Consider the following 25,404-nt stretch of genomic DNA (forward strand, 5'->3'; position numbering starts at 1 on the left):
GTATATCCTATTGTTTTAGTGAAATTTAGCTTGTTTATCTCTTCAACAATTTTAGCAATTGATAATTCTTTTATGATTGGCTGACAATTTTTGGGAAAATTGTCATTGATGGCTTGAATGATTTTTAACTTTTCATTTTTATTATAATAAAAAAAACTCACTATAGGTTTAGTGTTGTCTTTTAAAGTAACGTGAATTTTATTATTAGTTGCTAATTTGATAATTTTTTCTTTGTTCAAAAATGAAATTTTTGTTTTTGAATCACTATCTTTTATTAAATTTTTAGAAGAGTAAGGTTCAGTGTAAATACATAAATAACCATTTTCTCCTTTGAATTCATTTGAATATGAACTTTTAAAAGCCAATTCCTTTGGTTTATTTTCTAATAGTTTTGATACATCCATAAAAGTAAATGATACTATAAAAAATGCAATAACAAATATAAATGATACAATGATTTTTCTATTAATTGTCCATTTTTTTGAATTTAAATCAAAAGATGTTATAGACAAATCATCTTTATGACTAATTAAGAAAATAGGAAAATTATTGATATATATAGGCTTATCGAGTTCTAATGGTAGTTCTTTGCTAATTTCTTTAGAAATTAAACCATCTTCTATTTTATATTTATTATTTTTTGTATTATGCTCATCAAGCATAATCGTAATTATCTTTTCATGTTCTTTCTTGTTGCAAGGAATGTAAAGTGTTAATTTCTCATTTTCTATTTTATTTTCAATATGTTCTTTACTATGTAGAATTAATGAGTATTGATTAGGTAGCAAAGGCGTTATTATCCCTTTTAAAGGACCACTGAGAACATAAATATAATACAGCATAGAGTTAACCCAATAATAAATGTTAATTAATTCATGTTATAAATATATTTTAGTCATATAAATAATAAAATTCTTTAAAAAAACATAGGTGTTTTATTTGAAAATAAATGTTGATATATTACTGTTGTTTTTTTAATAATAATCAATGAGAATTGTTATTTATTTTTAAAGTTAATTCTAGGCTATATTATTATAGTGTTCTATAAATTATGGCTATAATAACATTTTGAAAAATAGTTTGTTTTTTTGAACCCTTAATAGATTATAAGTATAGGCTGAGGTATTTACCATGTTAATAAATGATATAAAAATAAGTGGCGATAAAAATATTTTATCAGGGAATTTATTATTCATGTGCATTCCTTTAAATGATGAATATCCAATAAGAATATACGATGATAAAACGACTAAAATTATAAAGGGAAAGGCTTTTATTTATAATTCAAAAAATGAAAATGTTATTTTTCAATCAGAAAATCAGTCATGGCGTATTGAAAAGAGATCATTTTTTATTTGTGCCAGATTATTGGCATTTATTGATTATGCTAGAGATTTTTCAAAAATGACAGCAGTTGGCACTAATTTTGATATTAATCAACAAATTTTTTATATAAAAGAGGGGAGTGGAACATTAGAACATCTGATTATTAATGAGGCACTGAAAGATGAAAGCCAATTAGAACCTCTTTTTGTGACAATAAGACACAGTGAAAGTTACTGGCTTATATTACATCTGATTAGTTATTTGGATGAGAAAAAAAGCAATATTGCACAAATAGGTGAACGATATGGTGTATCTGGGACACATTTTAGACGGCTGTGTAAACGTTATTTAGGTAATTGTGGTAAAAGTCAATTACGTTCATGGCGTGCGGCATCTTCTATTTTGACAACGCTATCAACAGATGAATCATTGACTCAGATTGCAGTCGATAATGGTTTTAGTTCAGCATCTCATTTTTCTAATGAAATTAAGACATTATTTGGTATTACACCAACTGAATTTCGGCGAATTGGCCAATATCTTTATGAACATAAAAAATAAAATTTACTGTATCATTGGAATTATCATTTTTTATAGCTTCTTTTTGCCAACTCAAGCGGCAGAAGGAAAGGTTATTTATACACATCAGGTTAAAAAACCTGATGTTTTTGTTGCGGTAAATACACATATTGAACAGTTTTTCCTAGTGCTATCAGATAAATTAAATAAACCTTTTATTCTAAGCAGCGCAGTAAAAAAAGAGCGGATCAGTGGAAAATTTGATATTTCTTCACCTGAAGACGCCTTTGAATTAATGGTAAAGCGTTTGTCATTACTTTATTTTAATGACGGAGAATCTATTTATATTTATCGCGATAATGAGATACAGCAACAGCTATTTCAAGTGAAAAATATCAGCTTGAGTAAACTGAAAGAGTATCTACAAGATGTTGGATTATATGATCTCCGCTACCCATTACGTGCAGGTCACGATCAGCGTACTTTTTATCTCTCAGGTCCTCCTATTTATATTAGCTTAGTTAAGGCTGCTGCTGAGCTTTTGGATAATGATGTACAAGAACAAATTAATGAAAATATCAATAATCAAGTTCCAACCGGAAGCTCTCGTTATGGCGATGAGTTTGTGCAGATATTTCCATTAAAAAACACTTTTGTACAAGATAGAACCTATATATTACGTGATGAAAAAGTGGTTTTACCAGGTATAACAACGGTTTTGCAACAGCTATTTATGCCATCGGGAGAGAAAGAAAAAACAGTCAGAAGAGCGCGTGAGATTATCGAAGATAATGATAAATATCAGGATGATAAAATTACCAACGATATACAAGATACTCATTCACCGATTATCACTCAAATGGGCAAATATAATGTTGAACTCGTTCCTTTACCTGGATCAAATAGCCTGTTGGTTAAAACGAGTCGAGAAGGTTTAGCTTTAGTTAGCTCACTTATTTCACAATTAGATAAACCGAAAAGACAAGTTGAATTGTCATTATGGATAATTGATATTTCTAAAAGTAAAGCCGATAGTTTGGGGGTGAATTGGCAGGGGAGTTATGGCTCGGGTAAAAATACATTTTTCTTTAATACCGCTAGTTTAAGTGCTGTATCTGGTTTTAGTTTTTTAAGTAAAATCAAAGCACTCAGTGAGGAAGGGGAAGCTAAAATGGTTTCTCGTCCTATTTTGTTAACTCAAGAAAATACCCCCGCCATATTTGATAATAACACCACCTTTTATACACAAATTAAAGGTGAGCGAGTTGCTTCATTAGAATCTACAACATTCGGCACTATGATCAGTGTATTGCCTCGTATTAGTAATACTAACCAAGAGATTGAGATGATTATCAATCTTGAAGATGGCGCCGAGAAAAAAAGTGATGATGAAGATAGAGAAGAAGGGATTGAAAAATTACCTGTTATTAATCGCACAAATATCAGCACCGTGGCCCGAGTTTCTGAAGGCGGTAGTTTATTAATTGGTGGATATACACGAGAAGATAACATAAAAGCAGAAAACAAAATTCCTTTTTTAAGTGCTATACCTTTAGTTGGCCGAGCATTTAGCTATCAGTCAGATAATAATAAAAAAATGGTGCGTATTTTTATGTTACAACCGCGTTTATTAGATAAAACTGATACGCACGGATTGGACTCTTTAACTGAACACCCATTTTTACCGATGGATAAAAAAACATCTCAAGCGCTAAAACAAATTCAGGCATTTATGAGGTGATATTATGATCGGACCAATTAATACTGCAACTTCGACAAATGGTGCCAGCAACAGTATTAGTAAAGAAAGTCAGCAAGACATAGAATATAAGCAACCACAAATAAACGAAAGTGAAAATTATCAAAATCAATTAATAGAAATATCTGATGATATGTCTATGGTGGCAACTCTTTTTTCTCAGCGATTAGGAAAATTATTAGACAAAAAAGCCAATAAAGGGCAAGAAGCTTTATATATTGCAGAAGATGGTGCTGATGAGAAACTTGATAAGGTGATGCTTCAATTTAGAAAATCGGGGAGAAGTTTACAGGAATTATTGCAATATTTACGTAAAATGTTCCCTGATCCTAGTGATCTCGTTATGGTTTTACGAGAATTACTCAGGAAAAAAAAATTAGGTGCACAATTAGATGCAGGTATTGAAAATGAGATCAATAGGTTACTTGCAGGTGAGGAGGGTAAGCAAATTAAGGCAGGCATTAATATTGCTCTCCAAGCTAAAGCCTTTGCTAAATTACTTTGTTTAGATGCATCAGTATTAAGAGACCTTTACCGTAGTTACATTATTCTGGATATTGAACCTATTTATTTTTTCAAAATGTGGATAGAAAAATATGATATAAAAAAATGTTCAATTATTTTGAATTTTCTAACACAGAGCTTGATTTGTGATATGAAATCGTTAATGCCAAGTTGCTCCCAAAGTTCAGAGTTTGGTTATCTTTTGGAAAAGGTAAATAAATTACGATTATTATATAGCTTTATAGAAATGAATATAGAAAATTTAGTTAAAGAAGATTTAAAGAGTTTTATAAAAGAAGATGATTTTTATCAACTAACTATTAATGGAATGATATCTCCAGAACAAATGGAAAAATATTTAATATCACTTATGGATAATCAATGGAAAGGTTATTTTATTAAAATAAAAATGAGGTTGCTACAACAGTTAAAGACAATGTTCAATAAATATCCTGAATTATTATACTTATCTGATGATTTTAGAAATGAATGCCAAATAATGATACAAAAAATTATAGATAATTATATTAAGCAAGAGCAATATCAATTAAGAAAATAAAAAACAATTAATTATTGGCAAAGTTTATGATTTATAAGTTTCTATTAGCAATAAAAAACAAACCAGAACTTATCGTACTATCAGTGATGATACTGGTTATAATGATGTTAATTATACCTTTGCCAACTTATTTGGTCGACTTTCTTATAGGTTTAAATATTACTATTGCAATTCTTATCTTTATGAGTTCATTTTATATTAAACGTATACTGAACTTTATGACATTTCCTGCATTATTGCTTATAACAACTCTTTTCCGGCTTGCTTTATCAATAAGCACTAGCCGTCTTATATTATTAGATGCCGATGCAGGAGAGATCATTACCTCATTTGGTGAGTTTGTCATTGGTGAAAATCTTGTTGTAGGTTTTGTTGTCTTTTCCATTGTGACCATAGTGCAATTTCTCGTGATTACTAAAGGATCTGAACGAGTAGCGGAGGTCGCGGCTCGTTTTTCTTTGGATGGTATGCCTGGAAAACAAATGAGTATTGATGCTGATTTAAAATCAGGGATCATTACGAATGAAGAAGTTCAGATCAGAAGGAAAGAGTTAGGACAAGAGAGTCAATTATATGGTTCATTCGATGGTGCCATGAAATTTATAAAAGGGGATGCGATAGCCGGCATTGTCATTATCTTCGTGAACTTAATTGGTGGCATATCGGTAGGTATGGCTCAAATGGGGTTATCTATTACAGAGGCATTACATACATATACACTTTTAACGATAGGGGATGGATTAGTTGCACAAATTCCTGCTTTACTTATCTCTATTAGTGCCGGATTTATTGTAACACGTGTCGGTGGTGAAAATAATAATTTGGGCTATAGCATTATGAATGAGCTATTGGCACAAGATTTTGCTTTGCTTGTTACAGCTATTTTGGCTTTTGGTATCGGTTTTTTACCAGGATTTCCCACACCTGTTTTTCTTATTTTATCTGTAATGCTTGGCGTTTACTTTTTTAAAATAAAATGGAAGAGTAGTAAAAAAGAATATAAAACAGAAGATGAAAAAGATAATCATAATGCTACTAATGCCGACAGTAAAAAAGGACTTATGTCAAATTTATTTTCTGGTAAACATGGGGAAGAAGTAGATAATAGTTTATTAACAGAAAATATTACCTTATCACAAGCTGAAACTTTGCCATTAATCATCACTCTTTCTACTAAGAAAAAACCATATTTAACAAAAATAGTTTTTGAAAAATGGTTACAAAAAGAATTTATTTTACAATATGGTATATTATTACCAGATATTGTGATTCACTATTCAGATAAAATAGATGACGATAAAATTATTATTTTAATTAACGAAGTTAAAGCAAAAGAACTTAATTGTCCTTTTCCTCTTTTTCATATAGAAAATCCTAATGATGAATTGCTCTCTTTAGGCTTTAACTTAATAAGTATTGAAGATGATAATAAAACCCATTATTGGATTGAGCGTGATGATGAATCTAAATTAGCTCCATTAGGTTACAAAGCGGAACGTTCAGAAAGTTACTTTTATAGAAAATTCTCTGATCTGATCACATTAAATATTACAGAGTTTCTTGGTATTCAAGAAACAAAAGATATCCTTGATAAATTAGAAAAGAGTGCCCCTGAGCTTTTAAAAGAGTGTTATAGGCAAGTTTCTATTCAGAGGATAAATGATGTTTTGCAACGATTAGTACAAGAAAAAATTCCTATTAGAAACATAAAGACTATTATAGGGGGCTTAGTTCAATGGGGGAGCAAAGAAAAAGATCCCGTGCTACTTACTGAACACATTAGAACGCTTCTTGCTCGTTATATTAGTTATTTTTTTTCAACCGATGGGAAGTTTAATGCAATTATCTTATCTAACGATATGGAAGAGATAATTCGTAGTGGAATAAGACAAAGTTCTTCTGGCACATTATTGAATTTAGAACCTGCTGAATTAGATATGATAATAGAAAAAATATCTATGGTTATTGATGATATTAAATATATTCAGGATTATATATTTTTAACATCAATAGATATAAGGCGTTTTGTAAAAAAACTAATAGAAACTCAATATCCTCAAATACCGGTATTATCTTATGATGAGATAACATCTGATATTGAAATTAATGTATTACAATCTATTTAGGAGTGATTATGTCTTTTGATCTTGCTAGCTTACTTATGGATGCAATGAATGTTATTGGTCGGAATGATTTATTTTCAGGGGGGAAATCAATCGATAACCATTCAACCATTACCATTAGTTTAGGTGATATGCCAGATATTAATTTATTGGTTGTTGACGAGGTTCCTATGATTTGGTCGGTGCTTTGTGATTATGATGAAAAATTACTTACACAAATTAGTGCCGAATTATTATTAGATAGCATCAATAATCAAACAGAAAGTTTTTACCCTGGACAACCGGCCTTGGTGAGAATTGAGGACTCTTTAGAATTAAGAGCATCATTTATGCCAATTGCATTGCAAAATGGAGAAAGCATGGCAAGAGCCATTGATGACTATTTTCAAATTATGAATAGTATACATCAACGGTTTATTGGCTAAATAATGAACGCCCGATTTCTAATGTTTCATAACGCAGCGCATCCTTTACGAATACAAGGAAATATTTTAGAAGTGATGTTGCGTGATGTTTTTATTGGGGAGGTCTGCCAACTAAAAGAGAATATTTTCAGTGAAAATATTCTCGGTGAAGCTATTGTTATTGGGTTTCATAATAACATAGCAATATTAAGTATGATGGGAAGCGCTCAAGGTTACTCTTTACAAATTATAGTTGAGCCAACAGGAAAAACATTTTCAGTTGCCCTAGGCCCACATATATTAGGCAGCATGATTGATAGTAAAGGAAATTGCTTATTACGATTTAATACAGAAATAGCAGAGAAGACCTTTAATACCTTATGTCCTATCGAAGGTCGGCCACCTTTGTTTAGTGATAGGCTGCCTATTACAACACTATTTAAGTCAGGTATACGTGCTATTGATGGATTATTAAGTTGTGGATTGGGGCAACGAATGGGGATTTTTGCTAGTGCAGGAACGGGTAAAACGATGTTAATGAATATGATTATCCGTTTTGCACAGGCCGATGTTTTTGTTATTGGCTTGATTGGTGAACGAGGAAGAGAAGTTACAGAGTTTATTGAAGAATTAAAGCAACATAAGCGATGTGAAAATACGGTTTTAATTTGCTCAACTTCAGAACAATCAGCGGTAGAAAGGTGTAATGCGGCTTTAGTGGCAACAACGGTTGCCGAATATTTTCGTCAACAAGGAAAAAATGCCGTTTTATTTATTGATTCTATGACTCGTTATTGTCGAGCGTTAAGGGATATCGCATTAACAGCGGGTGAGTTGCCCGTACGTAAAGGATATCCAGCATCTGTATTTGATAAACTTCCCGCTATTTTAGAGCGTCCAGGGGTAACAAAAACAGGCTCCATTACGGCATTTTATACTGTTTTATTAGAGAGTGATGATGAGCCAGATGCGATCGGTGAAGAAATTCGTTCTATTTTAGATGGACATATTTATTTATCTCGAAAAATAGCAGCATCAGGGCACTATCCTGCTATTGATGTATTAGGTAGTGTGAGTCGGGTTTTTCAACAAGTCACTGATAGTAAACAACAAAAATCTGCTTTAAAAATAAGACAAATATTGATGCGATTACAAGATGTTAAGTTATTGCAAGAGTTAGGAGAATATCATGAAGGAGATAACGAATTAAATGATATCGCGGTAAGAAAACAAGCCAAGATAGAAAGCTTTCTTACTCAATCCTTTAAAGAAAAAGCCGATTTTCAACAAACATTAGAACAAATGTATGAGATTACCGCTTAAGCATCAAGCATTGATTAGTGCCATTGCCCAACGGCAAAAAAAAATAGAAAAAGAACAATTAAAATATAAAAAACTTATTACAGAAGCTGAACAGAAGAAAAAAGAGCAAGAGCAATTAATTAGTGCTTTAAAGAGTGAAGTACCCGCTTATGAAAAAGCCGGTATTTATTCAATTCATTCGTTTCATCAACAAAGAAGGAAGCAAGCTATTGTTTTACATTCAATAAATTTTTATGTCGCTCAAGTTGAAGAAATAAAGGATAAACTGAATGATTTAGAAAAACAGAGTGAGGCGCTAAAAAAACAACGACAAAAGGCCGTCAAAAAACAAAATAAAATGACACTTTATTTTGAAAGAAAAGCATTAGAGAAAGAGCTATATATTGAAAGGTTAGAGCAGAATGAAATACAGGAGATAGCATTATATGGTTCAGGGAATATCTAACTCAAATAAGATGACGCTATCTAGTGAAAAAACGGAAAGTGATATTCCAACTGAGTCTTATAGCGTAAATAGGTATTTGAATAAATGTCAGCTTACACCTGAAAGTATAAAAAAATTAGCAGAGAAATTAGATATACTTAAAAAAATAGCGAGTTTAAAAGACAATATTGCCAGTCATAACGATGAGCAAGATCTTCAGGAAGATAAAATGCCAGAAAATTATGAAGGTTTGCTATTAAGTCATCGGTATTTATTATCATCTGGTGGTTCTAAAACTAAAAAAATATCTTTAGATATAAATATAAAAAAAGGATTTAACTCTTTATATATAGGAAGAGAAGAAAAAAAAGCACAGCTCACTGATCAGAGAATAAATAAAAAAACATCTAAGATAGATAAATACAAACTACAACCCCATGTAGGAATAGAAGAAAAAACTGTCATTAAAGACATAATAAGAAAAAACAATGTTAAAACGATGGTTAATGAATTCTTATCGGCAAAAAAGAGTTCAGTATTTCCTATTTTCGTAGATAAAAAAATAAATCAACAACGGTATATTAAGTTAGTAGAAAAAATAATTAAAAAAGAACCCATTAATAATGATAATGTTGATTTAGTTAGCAGTGCAACTAAGCAGGAAAAACAGGCTCAAATTCATCAGAAAGAGAATAACAGTGCATACAAAAATATTGAGTCTAGTATGGCAATGCCGCTAAATAACGTATCAAAAGTTGATACAAAAGAAGAACCGGAAATTTATCAAGAAAATATCACTGAAACTAATAAAGTTGTTCCTTTTTCTTCGCAAGTTACACCAATAAAAACGGTAATTGCATTACCAAAAGTAGCCAAAATGGTTTCACAGCTACCTGCTTGGCAAGTAATAGATAAAAAAATATCTATGTTGACTCTACCACCAAGCATTACTTATACATTTACAAAATGGAAGAGTCGTTATCATCAGGCTAAAATTCATTTTATTGATAAACAAGTTCAGTTAATTGCCTCCTCAGGACGCGTTTATCAAACAGCATTAGAGAATTTGAAGCAATATAATGGGGGATTATCCATAGATCTAACTAATAGCCATAAAAATAAATCGTGGTATATCAACTCTATTAATGCTATTTATGGAAGAGAGGATGAAAATGAATGAGTATTAACGTAGAGGTAGATAATAACCATAAAGAAACAAATAAAATTAATGACATGGTAATATTATCTTCTATCTTTGGTACAAAAAAAATAACAGAAAAACAGCTATATTTTGTATTGAGATGTGAGAATAAATTAGGAACCTTAACGGCGTTAATTTCAGTTAGTCAAGTCATGGATAACTTATATCCTGAAAAAAAAAATTGATTGGGAATTAGTACCTGAAAACTATTTAATTGCTCTTTTTTCACAATCTTTATCAACATTATTATTTCCTTTTTCTAAAGAGCCAATGTCATCATGTGTTGATAATATCTGTTTAGGTGCTGAAAAAGGATCTTGCTATCCTTGTGTACATACCACATTAGGTCATGTTTTTATTTGCGATATTAAATGGAAATATGAATTGACAGTATTTCCAAAAAATAAAATAGGTTTTATAACAAGTTTTATTTTAGGTTACAGTAAAATATCACTTTCATTATTAAAAACAATATTACCAGGGGATGTTTTATTAATAGATGATATCCATTTTTCTTTTAATGTTGGTGATAAAAAATATTTTTATTTTTCATGGGATGAGGGTAATTGTGTGACATTAGATGCTATTGTTGAAAATAGTGAAGAAAATGAAGAGGATGAGCAAAACGATGCCATAATAGAAGACAGCATTGATTTAGCTCAATCACTTGATTTAAATTCAATTGGCGCTATTCCGATTACAATATCTTTTCTTTTAGCCAATAAAACATTATCAATTGATCAACTTGAAGAATTAACACCAGGGAAGAAATTTATTTTACCTGATAATGCCATTCGTCATATCAATATTTTAGCAAATGGTAAAGCTATTGCCCAAGGAGAATTAATCAAAATTAAAGATATGTTAGCGGTAGAAATTAATAAATTATCTATAAAATGCGAATAACATATGGAAAGCTCAACACAATTAATCTTGATCCTAGCTCTTGCCACATTGGCTCCTTTTATTATTGCTGCAGGAACTTGTTATTTAAAGTTTTCTATCGTTTTAGTCATGACTCGTAATGCATTAGGTGTGCAGCAAGTTCCTTCTAATATGGTACTTAATGCTATCGCTTTAATGATGGCGCTTTTTGTTATGACACCAATTACTAAAAATATTTGTTACTATGTTATTGAAAATAAAGTGGATATGTCATCTCCAGATGCGATCGAGTCATTTTCAAATGAGGCGTTAGGCGATTATAAAAAATACCTTTATCATTACTCAGATCCTGATTTATTAGCTTTTTTTGAACAAGCGCAAGAGAATAGACCAAATAATGATGGTGATAAAGAAAATATAGAAAATTCACTCTTATCATTATTACCGGCATATGCACTTAGTGAGATAAAATCTGCTTTTATTATAGGTTTCTATCTTTATTTGCCTTTTATTGTTATTGACTTAGTTGTCTCATGCATTTTATTAGCATTAGGTATGATGATGATGAGCCCTATTACATTATCTGTACCTTTAAAACTTATTTTATTTATCGCTATGGATGGTTGGGGACTGTTATCTAAGGGACTCATTAATCAATATCTTGATTTGATGGCGGTGAACTAGTGGATATGGTTTATGCGGCTAATAAAGCTATTTATTTGATTATATTGCTTTCAGCTGCGCCTATTGCTATCGCGACCTTTATTGGATTGCTTATTGGGCTATTGCAAACGATCACACAGATACAAGAGCAAACTTTACCTTTTGGTGTCAAGCTTGTGGGGGTTTTTGTTTGTTTACTTATGATGATGGGATGGATGGGAGATAAGTTACTAATTTATGCTAAAGAGATGTTGACGATTGGGTTAGCTGGGTAACGATCATGCTAGTACTGTTGCAATATATACAATCTTATTTAATCGATATTTTTTTGCTCATTGCTAGATTATTTCCTATTTTTATGTTTATTCCATTCCTCAATAGTCGAGTTCTCAATAGTCAATTATTAAAATATATTATTATTTTTTATATAGCATTAGGAATAAAACCTAGCATCACGATAACAGGGGTTTTAAGAGAGACTTGGGCTATTGTTCTAATTAGTGAGTTAATTATAGGTCTAGTTATCGGCTTGCTACTTGCCACGCCATTTTGGATAGCTTCTGCGTTTGGAGAATTCGTTGATAATCAAAGAGGAGCAAGCATAGGAGATACAATTAATCCTACTACAGGTATTGAATCGTCAGAATTTGCGTCATTAACCGGATTGTTTTGTATGGCCTATTTTTTAGCTACAGGTGGGCTCGTTGTTTTAATGAGTACCATAAAAGAGAGTTACGATGTTTTTTCCTATTGGGTATGTTAATAAAAATATCGGTTACGATTTTATCGGTCATTGGCTAAATGATATGGTTAAAGTGGCAATTATTTTGGTTTCTCCTGTATTAATTATTATGTTTTTAAGTGAAGTTGCATTAGGGGTTTATTCATTATTTTGTCCTCAACTAAATGCATTTTCTCTCTCTCTTTGTATCAAAGGTATTATCGCTTTTTTAGTATTACTGCTCTTTTTTACCTCAGCAATGACGAATGAATTATATCATTTTTTTAACAGTAGATACTTTTATTCTATTTTTATGAGTATTTATCATGGCTGAGAAAACAGAAAAGCCAACACAGAAAAAGCTTGATGATTCAGCAAAAAAAGGACAATCGTTTAAAAGTAAAGAACTGGTTTCTGGTTTAGTCTATTTCATTGGTGTTATATATTTATTTAATCAAGTGAAGTTGGATGAATTTAATCAATTTTATCAATCACTTTTACTGCATCCAACAGGTATTTCTTTAAAGAGTTATGTTGAAGTTATATCAAAATTATTCTTTGATATTGTACTACCGATCATTATTGTGACTTTTTTATCTGGCGCAATCCCTTCTCTATTTAGCTCCCATTTTAAACTTGCCACTGAAGCAATTAAAATTGATTTTAATCATATTAACCCCATTTCTGGATTTAAAAAAATATTTAGCATAAGAACAATAAAAGATTTTTTAAAAACACTATTATTTATTATTATATTTTTAATAACTTGTTATGTTTTCATGATTTTACATATGGGGGAAGTCGTTATACTATATCGCGCTGATTTAGAGGGGGTGATTGATAAATGGTGCTCATTAGTTGTTAGTTTTATATTTATATTTTTTATTTTATCGATACCTATTCTTATTTTAAATATTATTGCTGATTTCTTTTTATTCATAAAAGATATGATGATGGAAAAACATGAAGTTAAGCAAGAACATAAAAATATGGAAGGAAATCCAGAAATAAAATCGGTACGTAGACAACTTCATCAAGAATTACTCGATGAGCCAATGAAACGTGTGATCCGCGACTCATCAGCTGTTATTGTCAATCCCACACATGTCGCGGTAGGTATCTACTTCGATCCTGATAATGGCATAATGCCAATAGTTTCATTGAGTTGTACTAATGCTAAAGCATTAGCAGTAAAGGCTTATGCCAAAAAAGTTGGCACGCCCGTTATTCGTTATCCTGAATTAGCAAGGAAGTTACATCATAAATATCATTTATTTGAAGTGATAATAGATCAAGATTTATTAGATGTTATGGATGTTCTTATTTGGCTAAAAAGAGTAGAAATTGAAGGGTTATCTCGAGAAGAAATGGACTATATCAATAATTAATAAATTTAGTCGAAATATTTATAATTATGAATATAGACGTGTGTTTTATTAAAGTGGGTAATTAATAATTAAGTTAGAATATTATTATTAATTATTCATCATAGATGAAAGGATTATCATAATGTCAGCATATGAAAAAATGTCAGAAAAAGAATTAGATCAGCTCGCAAACTACATTGTTTCTATTGTACAAAATGGCGCATCTATCAAAGATGAAAGTGAAATTCCAGATGGATTTATGGAAGGGATTTATTCATTTGCGTATGATTTTTATCAGAAAGGGAAGTTAGATGAAGCTGAGGCGATTTTTAAGTTTTTATGTCTCTATGATTTTTATAATGTTGATTACATTATGGGACTTGCTGCAGTTAATCAATTAAAAAAGCAATATCAAGCAGCTATCGATCTTTATGCTTTAGCTTATCTAAATGCTAAAAATGATTATCGACCTGTTTTTTATGCTGGACAATGTAATTTATCAATTGGTGAAAAAGAAAAAGCTAAATATTGTTTTCATCAGGTGGCTCAAAATATTAATGATCAAACGATAAAAGAGAAGGCTAATAGCTATTTAGAGCTATTAAAAGATATTCCTCTTGTTGTCCTTAATAAAGAGGAAGAAAAGGAAGAAAAGGAATAATAGTATGAATAAGATTAATCAAAGTAATGAACATAGTAGATTAGCTTCGCCTTTTGTTTCTGAAGAAGTAAAAAATGTTATTAAAAATACTACTAAGCAAGCAAATGCAATTAATAATATAAGTAATTATGTGACTACTCAACAACAGAAGGAGAATCAAAGTAAGTTTGATATACCACTTCTTAGAGCTCCTCATGAACAGGAGAGGAATGAGAAAAGAATTAATATTCAAGATGATCCACAATATAAAATGACGACATTTTCACTAGAAAATGATGAAGACAATACTAAGCCTTCCTTAGCAGAAGAAGAACCGAAGAATAATAAAAAAAAAGATGATCATCTTGACGTATCTGCACAACAAAATTCATCATTACCTACTTCCGGTCCCGATCATTTAGAAAATAAAAAATCCAACAAAGATTATGATTTTTTATTTTTACAATTATCTTACCAGCATGTTATACATGAAGATATTTTGAATAAAATTAAAGATCCAGAGAAATTTGATTATTACAGAGATAAATTACAAAAGCTATCTAATGGCATAGATGATTTAAAAGAACTTTTTAAATCTGGCTTCAATGAGCTTGATAAAACCAAAGGTGCTTTTGTTGATTACTGGATGGAAGTTTATAGCCAAATAAAAGAAAAGAATTTCAAAAAAGAGTCTGAAGTTAAAAGTTTTTTAAATAATTGCAATATTCCTGATTCATTAATTCAACAGTTATTATTAGGAAATATTCACTCTAAAGCGGATATGGAAAAAGCCCTTGAAGATGTTTTCCCTTTCTTAAACTTTCCTAGTGATTTTTCTAAGCTTTCATTAGATGAACTAGATAATTTATCTAAAAAATTGGATGGTTTTTTTGATGATTCTTTTAATTACCTACCAAATATTTCTTTAAATGAAGATAAAATCAATAAAATTACTTCACATTCTGATGAATTAAAGGCATTGATCAACAAAAAAGAAAGTGAATCAATAAAAAAACAATTAGCAGAAATAAGAGGTCTATTTAAAGAGCTGACTATTTCACAAAGTTCCTTGGAGCTTGAAATTGCATCTAACTCTTTATCCGGCATGTCATTACTGACATTTCTGTTATCTAAGACACGTGAGTTGACGTTAAAGGTCATGTTACATCGTTCGGAAAGTGAACAGAAACTTTTTAATGAAATGCAAGAGGTGACTGAAAAATCACTTAAAGATAAAGTTGAAGAGCAAAAATCATTAATCAAAAAACAAGAAGAAATTCAGTTTTGGGCTGGTATTGGTTTAAAAATATTAGGCGGATTATTAACGCTTGTTGCAGGTGTTTCTTCTATTTTTACCGCTGGCTCTTCAATGGTATTAGTAGGAGTCGCAACAACCTTATTTGTTGCTGATACTGGGTTAACTATTGCTGATGAGGTGTATCAATCTATTCATAATAAATCGTTTATGGATGAGATTATGCAACCCATATCAGATGCGGTTATGGAAGCTATCGATAAGGTTAGTGATTTCTTAGTGAGTTTAGTTAATAGTTCTTTGGATGGACTCAAAGAATTAGGGCTAGATAAAAAAATCATCGAAGAGATGAAAAATTCAATACAAGACAAATTGAAAATGGCAACTAAAATACTGGTCACAGTCGTTTTATTTGTTGCCGCTACGGCATTGAGTTTTGTTATTGGGCCTGCTATGAAAGGTATTTCAGATGCGGTTAATAAAATATCGAATCAGCAAATTAGACAAATACTAAAAAAAGTGCTCAATGATGGACTTGAAGCGGTATTGGGGAAAATGATCAAAGATATCATTATTAAAGCGCTTGAAGAAGCACTGGAAAAAATTGATAAGCAGTTAGCTAAAGAGATTTCTAAAAAAGCAAGTATTATGTTGAATAGAACGGTGGTTGCTTCTAAGTTAACCAATTCAGCAGCAACAAATACTGTTAATATTTATGGTTCTGTTATCGCGTCAAAAATAATCCAGTCTATTGCCGGTAGTAAAAAATTAACTGCAGTTTTAGATATTATTCAAAAATTAATGGATAAGATAATGGAAACTTATCATGAGAATATTGATTCTATAACAGATATTTTAAAAAACCTCAGCGATAAATCTTCAGTAAGTAATAAATTAAAATCAGACATGATAAGAAATATATCTATTTAAATAAAAAATTAGTGAGGTATAAATATGAGTATGAAGATTAATAGTGATAATGTATCTAATCACTATCAAACTACAATCAATAATTCTGATGAAGGTGAAGGTATTATTGATAGAAATAAGTTATATAAAGAGGTAGAACCTAGCTTAAGTAAATTAACAGGAATAGAAAGAATTAATCTAAAGCCTGTTTTATCTGAACCAGAACATATAACCAAACCAGATCTTAAACAGATATTAGATTCATTAGAAGTAGATAATGATAATGATATTTACGATCATGCTAAAATAGAAAAAACGGGGATTTTTAATTTTGTTTCAGACGATATGATAAAATTAATAGATCTCATTGTTAAATATTTAGAAACAATGATAAAAAAATTTGAAGCATCCAGAGAAATGGGTGTGATGCTAATGAACATTGAATTGGATATAGCCGATAAAGTAAAAGATAATCTTAATAAAAAAGCCAATATTATGATTGGTTCTGCAATTACTAGTGCTGGTATTTCTATGGCTATACATGGTATGGGAGCCACTTTTTCTATTAAAGGGATGGGGAAAGAGCTTATTGGGCATTCCAATCCAACCATAGTGATGGGAAATACTATTTCATCTTTGGCAGAGCCATTAGCAAGGGTTGCAGACCAAACTATACAATCTGAAAGTAGCACAATTGAAGGTGAACAAAAAGTATTGGATGCGAGAGGAAGTATTAATAATAATGTGATTAATAATAACAATGAGATACAGCGAGAAGTGACTGAAGTCATAAGAGCATTATTACAAGCAATAGAAGCGATAATTCATGCTCAGCAGGATGCAGCTTCTACGATTTCTTCAAATGTAAGAGCTTAATTTAAAAGATAAAATCATATTTTTTTTATAAACTTTTATTTAATATAAAAGGTTAAGATTATGTCTAATGATATTTCAGTTTATACTGAGGGGATTAACGATTTACCTCATTTAAATACTAGAGTAAATACTGATAATTATTTCGAAAACCTGCTAGAAGATGAGGATTTTTTATCTTGGGAACCTAATCGGGAATATCAAGATATGAATTATGATAATAATAGAAAGAATAAATTTATAGAGAAGTTACCTGATACAGATAAATATTATTATTTAGATGATGATTATAATAAAACCATTAATGATAAAAATGATTTTTTAAATCAATTTTCTAATGATCTAAATGATCTTAGAAAAAAAGATAATAGTTATGAGACTGATTCGTTAAGTGATCTTTTTAATAATGTTAAACAATCTATTGTTTCAGGCAAAGCGGATTATCTAGATGTATTAAAGGATATCTTTTCTAACTACATGAATTTTGTCAATGAACTAAGGCAAACCATATCTAATTTAAATAAATATCAGAAAGCAGGAAGTAAAGAAGGTACGGTGAATTTTGATTTTAAATCTTTTTTTAATGACTTATCTAACATTAGAGATAAATATAAAAATCCAACAGGTACTGTCGACGATCCTTTTGTTTTTAAATCTCGTTTGTTTTTTCAACATCAAAAGGATGGGACATATTTACGCACCATTGATGGCCAAGAAGTTCATTATAGCGATCTACAACAGGTAAATAATGCTGCAGATGCGTTAGAAAAACTATTAAAAGGTATAAATGGAATAAGTGTATCAATACAAAGGCGTGGGGGGGAGCCTGATGTTGACATTGATTGTCGAGGTAGAATTGATTGTACTGACCTAGAAAAATTGCTAAATGATCTATCTAAGAAGGTATCTAACACGGATGATATTAATCAAACAGAATTTGAGTTATTCAGAAAAACCATCGACGCATTAGATAAGAAAATTAACACTAATTTAGATGAACTTTCCAAAAAATACAGTACAGCAAATAGTAATTATGATAATTTTGTTAAGATTGTCAGTAGTACAATGAACACTTTATTAGAAATGGCAAAAGGATTTTTACGTTTCTGATATTTTATTAATAGATTATTTTTTGCATAAAATATGGATTTATGAATATTGAAAAATAAGCGCTATTATTTTTTAATAGCGCTTTTACTTATAATTGACTGAGCTGATTAGAATTTATATTCAGCGCCTAACCAATAATTACGGCCATCTTCTATATAACCTTGTGTATATTGATAAGATTTATCAAAAAGATTATTAATGGAAGCATTAACTGAAATACCATATCCAACATCATAATCTAACCGTAGATCGGTTTTTGTATAGCCAGCCAGTTTATTATTCTCATCTATACGGTTATAAGTCCAACTTTGTGCTTCTTCCATAATAGTAAAGCGCACTTGTTCAACAGGAATAAAGGTTAACCACATATAGGCTTTATGTTTTGGTAAACCTTCAATATGGTCAACTTGCTTTGGATCACTATGGATATAGCTATAATTTAGGCCAAGTTCTAGCCAATCGGTCATTTTCCCTTTAGTACCAATATCCAAGCCTAGATAATCAACACGCCCACTGTTTTGGTTTTGAAATAGCGCTTCACCGTGACGATAAAGCGTATGCGCCATAATGGCATCACTTACACGATTGTAATATAGGCTAGTTTGGTAGCCCCATTTCTCATTGAGATAACCTTCGTAGGTCATATCAAAGGATAATGCGCGTTCTGGATCTAAATTGGGGTTAATAATCCCTCTTGATCCATCTTTGGGTTTTTCGGTGGTATAGCGCTCTTTTTGGGTAGGGAAGCGACTGCGATCAGAGATTGTAAAACGTATATTATCGTCATTGGCTAATGAATATTTAGCCATGATTTCCCAGTTAATGGCATTTTGTTTGTTGTTATCAGCCTTTTTATCTGTATCGATACTTTTGCGCCAGTCGTAACTTATGGCGCCAACGACATCAAGATCGTTACTCACTACCCATTGATATTCTGTGGCTAATGACCAAGTTCTATCTTTAAAACGTACCCAATCACCGTTTTTTTCTTTTTGGGCACGGTGAACGTCATCTTTCCAATGTACCGCAAAAGAGAGCAGATCACTTTCCTCCATATCGATACCGAATTGTAATGCAGCGCCTGTGCTGTGATCATCATAATGGCTATAATCGACCCTATTACCTTTTTTAGGATACATATAAAGGGTATTTTCAAACTTATCATGATAAGCACGACTTTGTAGATTTATGCTATCCGTAAGTTGTGTCACACCACTATAGTAGTAACTCTCTTTATTATAATCTGGCCATGCCCAATATTTATATCGACCTTTGGCATTAGGATCACTATTCGGTGGACTATTTTTATTACCATCTTGTTTTACATAGGTGAGGGTATATTCGTCAGAAGCGCGTGGTGTCCAACCCACTTTGATCATTCCTCGTTTATCATCTGTTGCTGAATGACTACGACGTCCATGTGTCCCCACTGCGTTATTATTTTCATCTGCATTAGGTATGGGGGTAAAACGTTGCTGGAGTTGACTGCCACTAATTTGGATAAAACCATATTCAGTACGTGCTCCTAAACGAGCACTCATGTTATGAGCATAATCAGCACCACGAGCAAAACCTTGCGAATAAGCAATATGACCTTCTAATGGTTTGCGAGGCGTTGCGGTGGTGATATTAATTGCACCTCCCATCAGATTAGGGCCTTGCAGTAATGAGGTATAACCTTTGTTAACTTCGATACTGGCGAGATCGTTAGTGGTAAAACGCGCTAAGTCGAGATTGCCATCATAAGGCACATAGGTTGGAATACCGTCAAAGAACACCGGAACTTGGCGACTATCAAAACCACGTACTTTAAGGGTATATTCGTTACGATTACCTGATTTTTGCATCACAATACCAGGTAATGTTGCCAGTGCTTGTGCCGCATTGACTTTATTTTGTTCGAGCATTTGTTGTTGTGTTAATACATCGGGATTTGCCGCAATGGGACTGCTCCAAACGGTTAATACATCAGGGATTGATTGCTGGTAAGTTGTCTGGGCTATTACACTGCAAGGCAGTAGAACAAGGAATAAACAGCATAGAGGTGTTAGTTTCATTATTTTAATCTCAATATATAATTATTTATATAACGATAGACGCAAGTTAAAGTTACAAAGTGAGTGCTTACCTAATGTAGGCACTCATCTTTATCAGTCAATAAACTAATATTTTTATCTGTGTTTTGATTTAATTTTTAGGGTAAAGGCGAACTTTGATATCACTAGGTGGTGCGTAATAAGGTGCTGATGTCACCATTAAGCCGATCCCTGTTTGGGCATATTTTTCAATAGTATTTAGATTAATTCCCCCAGCGACAGAAAGATGACAGCGTGGGGCAATCTGCGGAGCCTCTTGTTGTAGTAAGGTAATATCTTCAATAGAAAATTTATCCAGTTGTAAGATATCTGGCTGCGCTTTTAACGCTTCTCTTGCTTGTTGTAAGTTATCTGCTTCCACAACAATGCATTTTTCAGGTGCTGCTTGGCGTAACTGTGTAACCTGTTGTAACCAATTATCTGGCTCGGATAAAAAATGACGATGGTTAGCAAAGAGTAAAATAGTTTCAGAACAGCCTTGGCGATGAATAATACCACCACCCGCAAGTACCGCTTGAGTGGCCAGTAATTTTGTATTAGGGATATTTTTACGTGTACAGGCAATTTGCCCTTTAGGTTGGTAGCGATGATAGATTTCGAGCATTTTTGCCATATAGTCACTCACACCACAACTCCATTCCAGCACGTTTTGCACCACTTTCCAGCCTTGGTGTAGTGCATCTGCTCGACCTTCTGCACTAATTAAACAATCACCTTGCTTGGCAAAATCACCTTCTTGTAGATGTGCGGTGACAGTCAGTCCTAATTTTTCTAATAAACGGCAGCCTAGGGTGATTCCACTGACGCAGCCGGCTTCACGACATGTAAAAGTTATTGTGCCTAATTGATGGTTAATATTGAGTGCGCGACAAGTCAAATCGCCATATTGAATATCTTCCAGCAATAAATTATCAAGAAAAGCATCGGGATAATAAATCATAAGGTTAGCTCGCTTTCAGGAACGACATCCCAAGAAACCATCGCCCAATCACGCGTTGGCGATATAAGGGCCACATCATTTTTCATACTTTCATGATAATAAGTGGTTAAGTGTGCAATTTCATTTTCGTTTAAAGGCCCTACAGAGAAGTTAATACTGTCAATAAACTGCTCAAGGCTATTAAAATTATTTTGGCAATTACGGCTACGGATATAATCTACTTTAGGGTGGATCCCCATTTGGTTAAGGATATTGACTGCGTAAATATAGGTCGGCAATGTGGGAACATTGCGACCTAATAAACGAAGAATACGTTGATCAACAAAAGTGGGTGATACGGTGTGAGTGGTATAAACCCGTAATTTAGCTTGGCGATTTAGTTTTAACAGCGCAGCTTTTAAATCCATCACCAATGTGGAGCGTGAAGCCACCGCAATATCACAAGGTGGAAGCGCATCCCAATTATCTTCCCATGAATAATGAAGAAAATCAGCATGATGAATACCCGCTTGTGCGGCTCTACGTTTGGCAACGGTTAGCATGCCGGTACTATAATCTATCCCGATTATTTTTTTAAACTTGTCAGCAACATGAATACTAATAGAGCCAGGTCCACAGCCGACATCCAATAGTGTTTCAGCATCGGAAAAATCCATCATTTCACGAAACTTGATCAAATAGGGATCGTTTGGATTAGCACAGTTTTCTGCCATTTTTTCAGCGCGTTTATCCCAATGTTCAGGCTCTTTTTTGGTTCTTTGTGCCTGTTGCATATGGTTTTTATAAAGCTCAGCAAAATCAGTGGTTTCAATGGTGTTCATATTCTTGCCTATATGGATTGTTATTATCAGGGTAGGCGTAAAAGTGCGCCTGAATATCGGTGGGTTTCACATTATAAAGCTGAGCTAAATGTTCGGGGGTGAGTAAAAGCTCAGGTTTATCTTGTAAAACGTGGCGATGAGGGGTGAGTAAAATCACCTCATCTGCCAGTAAAGCGGCATGTTGTGGATGATGTGTAGACATAAACACACTTATACCCAAGGCTTTTAGTGTCTTAATTTGGTTAATTAGCTTGATTTGGTTACCAAAATCAAGGCTGGCAGCGGGTTCATCCATAATCAGTAATTTAGGTTGTTGCACCAAAGCCCGTGCAATCAAAACCAACTGTTTTTCACCACCACTTAACGTATCAAAAGTGCGGTGAGCAAGATGCGAAAGAGAGAGCATTTCTAAGGTTTCCATTGCCATTGCTTTATCTTGTGAGCTAGGCATCGAGAAAAAAGAGATATGTGCTCCACGCCCCATAATCACCATATCAATCACTTTAAAAGAGAAAGGGAGGTGGGTTGCTTGAGGAACATAGGCAATCACTTTGGCTAAATCAGTTGGTGACCACTTACTTATTTCTTTGCCTTCAATGATAATATGACCTGCAAGACTGGGTAACAAACCAAGTAAGGTACGCATCAACGTGGTTTTACCACAGCCATTTGCGCCTAATAAACAGACAATTTGCCCTTGTTTAATATGAAAAGAGAGGTTTTGGATCAAGGGTGTTGTTTTATAGCCAATTGTGAGTTGTTTTGCTGCAGTGATGATCATCTATCCCGCCTTGTTTTGAGTAATAACATCAGAAAGAAAGGCGCACCAATAGCCGAGGTTAAAATGCCTAAAGGCAACTCAATATTAGCAATAGTTCGTGCTAGTGTATCCGTTATTAATAACATTGTTGCGCCCACAAGTAAGGAAATAGGCAGTTGATAACCGAAGTTAGCACCAACTAACAATCTTGCGATATGCGGAACAATTAAACCTAACCAGCCAATAATACCCGCAATAGAAACTGCACTCGCGGTGATTAATGTGGCCGATAAAATAAAGATAAGTCTGGTAATTTCTACATTAAGGCCTAAGGAGCGCGCTTCTTCATCAGAAAGGCTGAGAATATTCATTCGCCAGCGTAATAAAATCAGTGGAATAAACCCGAGTAGCATTAAAGGTGCAACAGAGAGTAAATCAGGCGCCGTGATAGTTGATAGCCCTCCTAATAGCCAAAAAGTGATGGAAGGTAGCTGAGTATAAGGATCAGCTAAAATTTTCATTAATGAAATAGCTGAGCCACATAAGGCGCTAATCGCAATACCGACTAAAACGAGAGAAAGGACCGGATCCTGTTGTTTCGCCAATTTGGCAATAAAATAGACTAAAGCAACAGTGATAAGTCCTCCGACAAAAGCAAAAAGCTGAATTGACAACATGGAGTGACCAAGAAAAATACCCAATACAGCACCGACTCCAGCCCCTGATGACACTCCGAGAATATCAGGTGATACTAGTGGGTTACGGAACATACCTTGATAAGCCGCCCCCGCAATAGCAAGTCCACCTCCAATTAAAATGGCAGCAAGTACTCGAGGCAAGCGTATTTGCCAGAACACAGTTGCTGTTCGACTCTCTTCAATATGCCCGGTTAATTTGCTACTGACGACTGTCCACAGTTCATTGACTGTAAGTGAATACTTACCACTAGTGATAGCAATAACTACAGCCGCTGAGAATAACAGCAACAACAGAGTGATACGTGCTGATTGGCTCATGAAGACCTCATCAACAGCTGGCATTGCTCAGCACTTAACGATGTATGGTAAAAATAAGCAAAGTAATTTTGCAGATCTTGCGTGGCTTGTTCTGCTATTCGATGGTCAAAATGGCTCTGTAAGCGACGCATTCCCATTAAACGGTTGATACCAGGAGGACCATCTAACCAGCCAAATGGTAAGCCTTTAAATAATAACACTTTATTATTTTTAACAGCTTGGATATTTTTCCATATAGAGTCTTGCCTGATTTGTTGATAGGCATTTTCATCTTGTGTGATGATAACTTCAGGGTTCCACATAAGGAGCTGTTCAGGGGAAACATCAGTAAGACCGGTAAAACCAGCAATATCAGCGACATTTTCGAACCCTAATAGTTCAATAGCTTCAGTATGAATAGATCCTGTTGAGCCCGTTTGTAAGCCTTTTGCACCACGTGCAAGGTAAAAACGAGGTCTTATTTTTAGAGTAGAAGCAAACAAGGTCGCATCACTAAGATACTGCTCTGCAATAAGTGCTAATGTTTCTGCTTTTTCTGTCACACCTAATAAAGCCCCCGTTTGGCGTAACTGAGTTGGGCTGTCTTTTAAGCTGCCGTCAATTAACACATAAGGTACACCTGTTTGCGTACTAACACGTTTAGCTAATGAACGATAGGTTTCATCAACATTACCACTATCAATAATGATATCTGGCTCTAGTGCCATTAATGTTTCTAAGGAGAGTGTACTACCACGGCCAGACAGACGGCCTAAATGGGGCAATTTACGCAACTTGTCAGCAAATAAGCTACTTTTTCCTAGATTAAGCGAGGAGAAACCTAATAATTTTTCTGGTACTAAAGCCAACAACAGTTGGTCGGTTGGGGGGCCTGCGCTAATAACGCGATGAATATTTTCTGGTGTAGGAAGCACACCAAATTGAGCGGCGATACGTGAAGTGATTGCCGCTCTTGCACAACGTGGCAGTGCTGATAATGCTGCAAGCGTCGCTAAATAACTCAGAAATTGTCGTCTGTGGATAGCCATAGGTTCACACTGTAGTGTTGTTTTATATTAATAATCGTTATTTCATAAATTATATAACGATGCATACTATATTTCCTTTGGCTTAAGTCAAGGGAGAGGCATTCAAAATTAAATCTAAGAAGACATCCGATAAACTTTATTCGAAATAGTGTATAACCTAAGGATATAATCAGGTTTG

26 protein-coding genes are annotated in these 25,404 nt (G+C 33.0%); 19 read left to right on the plus strand and 7 right to left on the minus strand.

The window, feature by feature from the left end; genetic code table 11:
• Nucleotides 1-842: hypothetical protein (locus ACYUCW_RS10185; RefSeq protein WP_460408530.1), on the minus strand; the 842-nt coding region annotated here is incomplete at its 3' end.
• Between the two features lie 289 nt (nt 843-1,131).
• On the opposite strand from ACYUCW_RS10185, the gene ACYUCW_RS10190 reads away from it, so the two are divergent.
• From ACYUCW_RS10190 to ACYUCW_RS10280, 19 genes are all read left to right on the plus strand, one after another.
• On the plus strand, nt 1,132-1,887 hold the full coding sequence (locus tag ACYUCW_RS10190) for a helix-turn-helix domain-containing protein (RefSeq protein WP_004245842.1): 756 nt from the start codon (nt 1,132-1,134) through the stop codon (nt 1,885-1,887).
• Nucleotides 1,871-3,586: a type III secretion system outer membrane ring subunit SctC gene (gene sctC / locus ACYUCW_RS10195; RefSeq protein ID WP_004249201.1), complete on the plus strand. Its 1,716-nt coding sequence runs from the start codon at nt 1,871-1,873 to the stop codon at nt 3,584-3,586. The genes ACYUCW_RS10190 and sctC overlap by 17 nt, the downstream gene beginning before the upstream one ends.
• Before the next feature lie 4 nt (nt 3,587-3,590).
• Complete coding sequence (gene sctW / locus ACYUCW_RS10200) at nt 3,591-4,667, plus strand: type III secretion system gatekeeper subunit SctW (RefSeq protein WP_004245840.1); 1,077 nt, start codon at nt 3,591-3,593, stop codon at nt 4,665-4,667.
• A gap of 26 nt (nt 4,668-4,693) precedes the next feature.
• Nucleotides 4,694-6,793 (plus strand): EscV/YscV/HrcV family type III secretion system export apparatus protein, encoded by a 2,100-nt coding sequence (locus ACYUCW_RS10205; RefSeq protein ID WP_004249202.1) that lies wholly within the window; start codon nt 4,694-4,696, stop codon nt 6,791-6,793.
• 8 nt (nt 6,794-6,801) lie between these two features.
• Complete coding sequence (locus tag ACYUCW_RS10210) at nt 6,802-7,215, plus strand: InvB/SpaK family type III secretion system chaperone (RefSeq protein WP_004245838.1); 414 nt, start codon at nt 6,802-6,804, stop codon at nt 7,213-7,215.
• Between the two features lie 3 nt (nt 7,216-7,218).
• Nucleotides 7,219-8,517, plus strand: a complete 1,299-nt coding sequence (sctN, locus tag ACYUCW_RS10215) for a type III secretion system ATPase SctN (RefSeq protein WP_036900336.1) — start codon at nt 7,219-7,221, stop codon at nt 8,515-8,517.
• The gene (locus tag ACYUCW_RS10220) at nt 8,501-8,962 is read left to right on the plus strand and encodes a hypothetical protein (protein WP_004245836.1); all 462 of its coding nucleotides are present in this window, start codon (nt 8,501-8,503) and stop codon (nt 8,960-8,962) included. The genes sctN and ACYUCW_RS10220 overlap by 17 nt, the downstream gene beginning before the upstream one ends.
• Nucleotides 8,943-10,121 (plus strand): type III secretion protein, encoded by a 1,179-nt coding sequence (locus ACYUCW_RS10225; RefSeq protein ID WP_163748575.1) that lies wholly within the window; start codon nt 8,943-8,945, stop codon nt 10,119-10,121. Before ACYUCW_RS10220 ends, ACYUCW_RS10225 begins: the two co-directional genes overlap by 20 nt.
• A complete protein-coding gene (locus tag ACYUCW_RS10230; protein WP_230629721.1) occupies nt 10,118-10,327 on the plus strand; it encodes a hypothetical protein in 210 nt (69 codons plus the stop codon). Before ACYUCW_RS10225 ends, ACYUCW_RS10230 begins: the two co-directional genes overlap by 4 nt.
• A gap of 85 nt (nt 10,328-10,412) precedes the next feature.
• On the plus strand, nt 10,413-11,048 hold the full coding sequence (locus tag ACYUCW_RS10235) for a FliM/FliN family flagellar motor switch protein (protein WP_460408533.1): 636 nt from the start codon (nt 10,413-10,415) through the stop codon (nt 11,046-11,048).
• Between the two features lie 3 nt (nt 11,049-11,051).
• On the plus strand, nt 11,052-11,711 hold the full coding sequence (locus tag ACYUCW_RS10240; RefSeq protein WP_036919144.1) for an EscR/YscR/HrcR family type III secretion system export apparatus protein: 660 nt from the start codon (nt 11,052-11,054) through the stop codon (nt 11,709-11,711).
• A gap of 5 nt (nt 11,712-11,716) precedes the next feature.
• Nucleotides 11,717-11,965, plus strand: coding sequence for a type III secretion system export apparatus subunit SctS (sctS, locus tag ACYUCW_RS10245; protein ID WP_004249210.1), 249 nt, complete (start codon nt 11,717-11,719; stop codon nt 11,963-11,965).
• A 5-nt stretch (nt 11,966-11,970) separates the two neighbouring features.
• A complete protein-coding gene (locus tag ACYUCW_RS10250; protein WP_460408534.1) occupies nt 11,971-12,453 on the plus strand; it encodes an EscT/YscT/HrcT family type III secretion system export apparatus protein in 483 nt (160 codons plus the stop codon).
• Nucleotides 12,428-12,745 carry a flagellar biosynthetic protein FliR gene (locus tag ACYUCW_RS10255; protein ID WP_460408536.1) on the plus strand — a complete coding sequence of 106 codons (318 nt, stop codon included), beginning with the start codon at nt 12,428-12,430 and terminating at the stop codon, nt 12,743-12,745. Before ACYUCW_RS10250 ends, ACYUCW_RS10255 begins: the two co-directional genes overlap by 26 nt.
• Nucleotides 12,738-13,799, plus strand: coding sequence for an EscU/YscU/HrcU family type III secretion system export apparatus switch protein (locus tag ACYUCW_RS10260; protein WP_004250135.1), 1,062 nt, complete (start codon nt 12,738-12,740; stop codon nt 13,797-13,799). The genes ACYUCW_RS10255 and ACYUCW_RS10260 overlap by 8 nt, the downstream gene beginning before the upstream one ends.
• A 121-nt stretch (nt 13,800-13,920) precedes the next feature.
• Complete coding sequence (gene sicA / locus ACYUCW_RS10265; protein ID WP_004245829.1) at nt 13,921-14,439, plus strand: type III secretion system translocator chaperone SicA; 519 nt, start codon at nt 13,921-13,923, stop codon at nt 14,437-14,439.
• 4 nt (nt 14,440-14,443) lie between these two features.
• Nucleotides 14,444-16,603 (plus strand): type III secretion system translocon subunit SctE, encoded by a 2,160-nt coding sequence (gene sctE, locus ACYUCW_RS10270; RefSeq protein ID WP_036971437.1) that lies wholly within the window; start codon nt 14,444-14,446, stop codon nt 16,601-16,603.
• Nucleotides 16,604-16,627: 24 nt separating this feature from the next.
• Nucleotides 16,628-17,458, plus strand: coding sequence for a hypothetical protein (locus tag ACYUCW_RS10275; RefSeq protein ID WP_004250136.1), 831 nt, complete (start codon nt 16,628-16,630; stop codon nt 17,456-17,458).
• Between the two features lie 60 nt (nt 17,459-17,518).
• Complete coding sequence (locus ACYUCW_RS10280; protein ID WP_004245823.1) at nt 17,519-18,565, plus strand: IpaD/SipD/SspD family type III secretion system needle tip protein; 1,047 nt, start codon at nt 17,519-17,521, stop codon at nt 18,563-18,565.
• Nucleotides 18,566-18,672: 107 nt separating this feature from the next.
• Here the strand turns inward: ACYUCW_RS10280 and ACYUCW_RS10285 are convergent, their stop codons facing one another.
• The 6 genes from ACYUCW_RS10285 to ACYUCW_RS10310 form a co-directional block, all read right to left on the minus strand.
• Nucleotides 18,673-20,622: a TonB-dependent receptor plug domain-containing protein gene (locus tag ACYUCW_RS10285; RefSeq protein WP_004249214.1), complete on the minus strand. Its 1,950-nt coding sequence runs from the start codon at nt 20,620-20,622 to the stop codon at nt 18,673-18,675.
• A 130-nt stretch (nt 20,623-20,752) separates the two neighbouring features.
• Nucleotides 20,753-21,601 (minus strand): ModD protein, encoded by an 849-nt coding sequence (modD, locus tag ACYUCW_RS10290; RefSeq protein WP_004249215.1) that lies wholly within the window; start codon nt 21,599-21,601, stop codon nt 20,753-20,755.
• Nucleotides 21,598-22,422 (minus strand): class I SAM-dependent methyltransferase, encoded by an 825-nt coding sequence (locus tag ACYUCW_RS10295; RefSeq protein ID WP_020946294.1) that lies wholly within the window; start codon nt 22,420-22,422, stop codon nt 21,598-21,600. The genes modD and ACYUCW_RS10295 overlap by 4 nt, the downstream gene beginning before the upstream one ends.
• Nucleotides 22,409-23,203, minus strand: a complete 795-nt coding sequence (locus ACYUCW_RS10300; protein ID WP_004250138.1) for an ABC transporter ATP-binding protein — start codon at nt 23,201-23,203, stop codon at nt 22,409-22,411. Before ACYUCW_RS10300 ends, ACYUCW_RS10295 begins: the two co-directional genes overlap by 14 nt.
• Nucleotides 23,200-24,198: a FecCD family ABC transporter permease gene (locus ACYUCW_RS10305; protein ID WP_004250139.1), complete on the minus strand. Its 999-nt coding sequence runs from the start codon at nt 24,196-24,198 to the stop codon at nt 23,200-23,202. The genes ACYUCW_RS10300 and ACYUCW_RS10305 overlap by 4 nt, the downstream gene beginning before the upstream one ends.
• On the minus strand, nt 24,195-25,226 hold the full coding sequence (locus ACYUCW_RS10310) for an iron ABC transporter substrate-binding protein (protein WP_104459564.1): 1,032 nt from the start codon (nt 25,224-25,226) through the stop codon (nt 24,195-24,197). Before ACYUCW_RS10310 ends, ACYUCW_RS10305 begins: the two co-directional genes overlap by 4 nt.
• Between the last annotated feature and the right edge of the window lie 178 nt (nt 25,227-25,404).

This window comes from Proteus sp. MB838, from assembly GCF_054767435.1.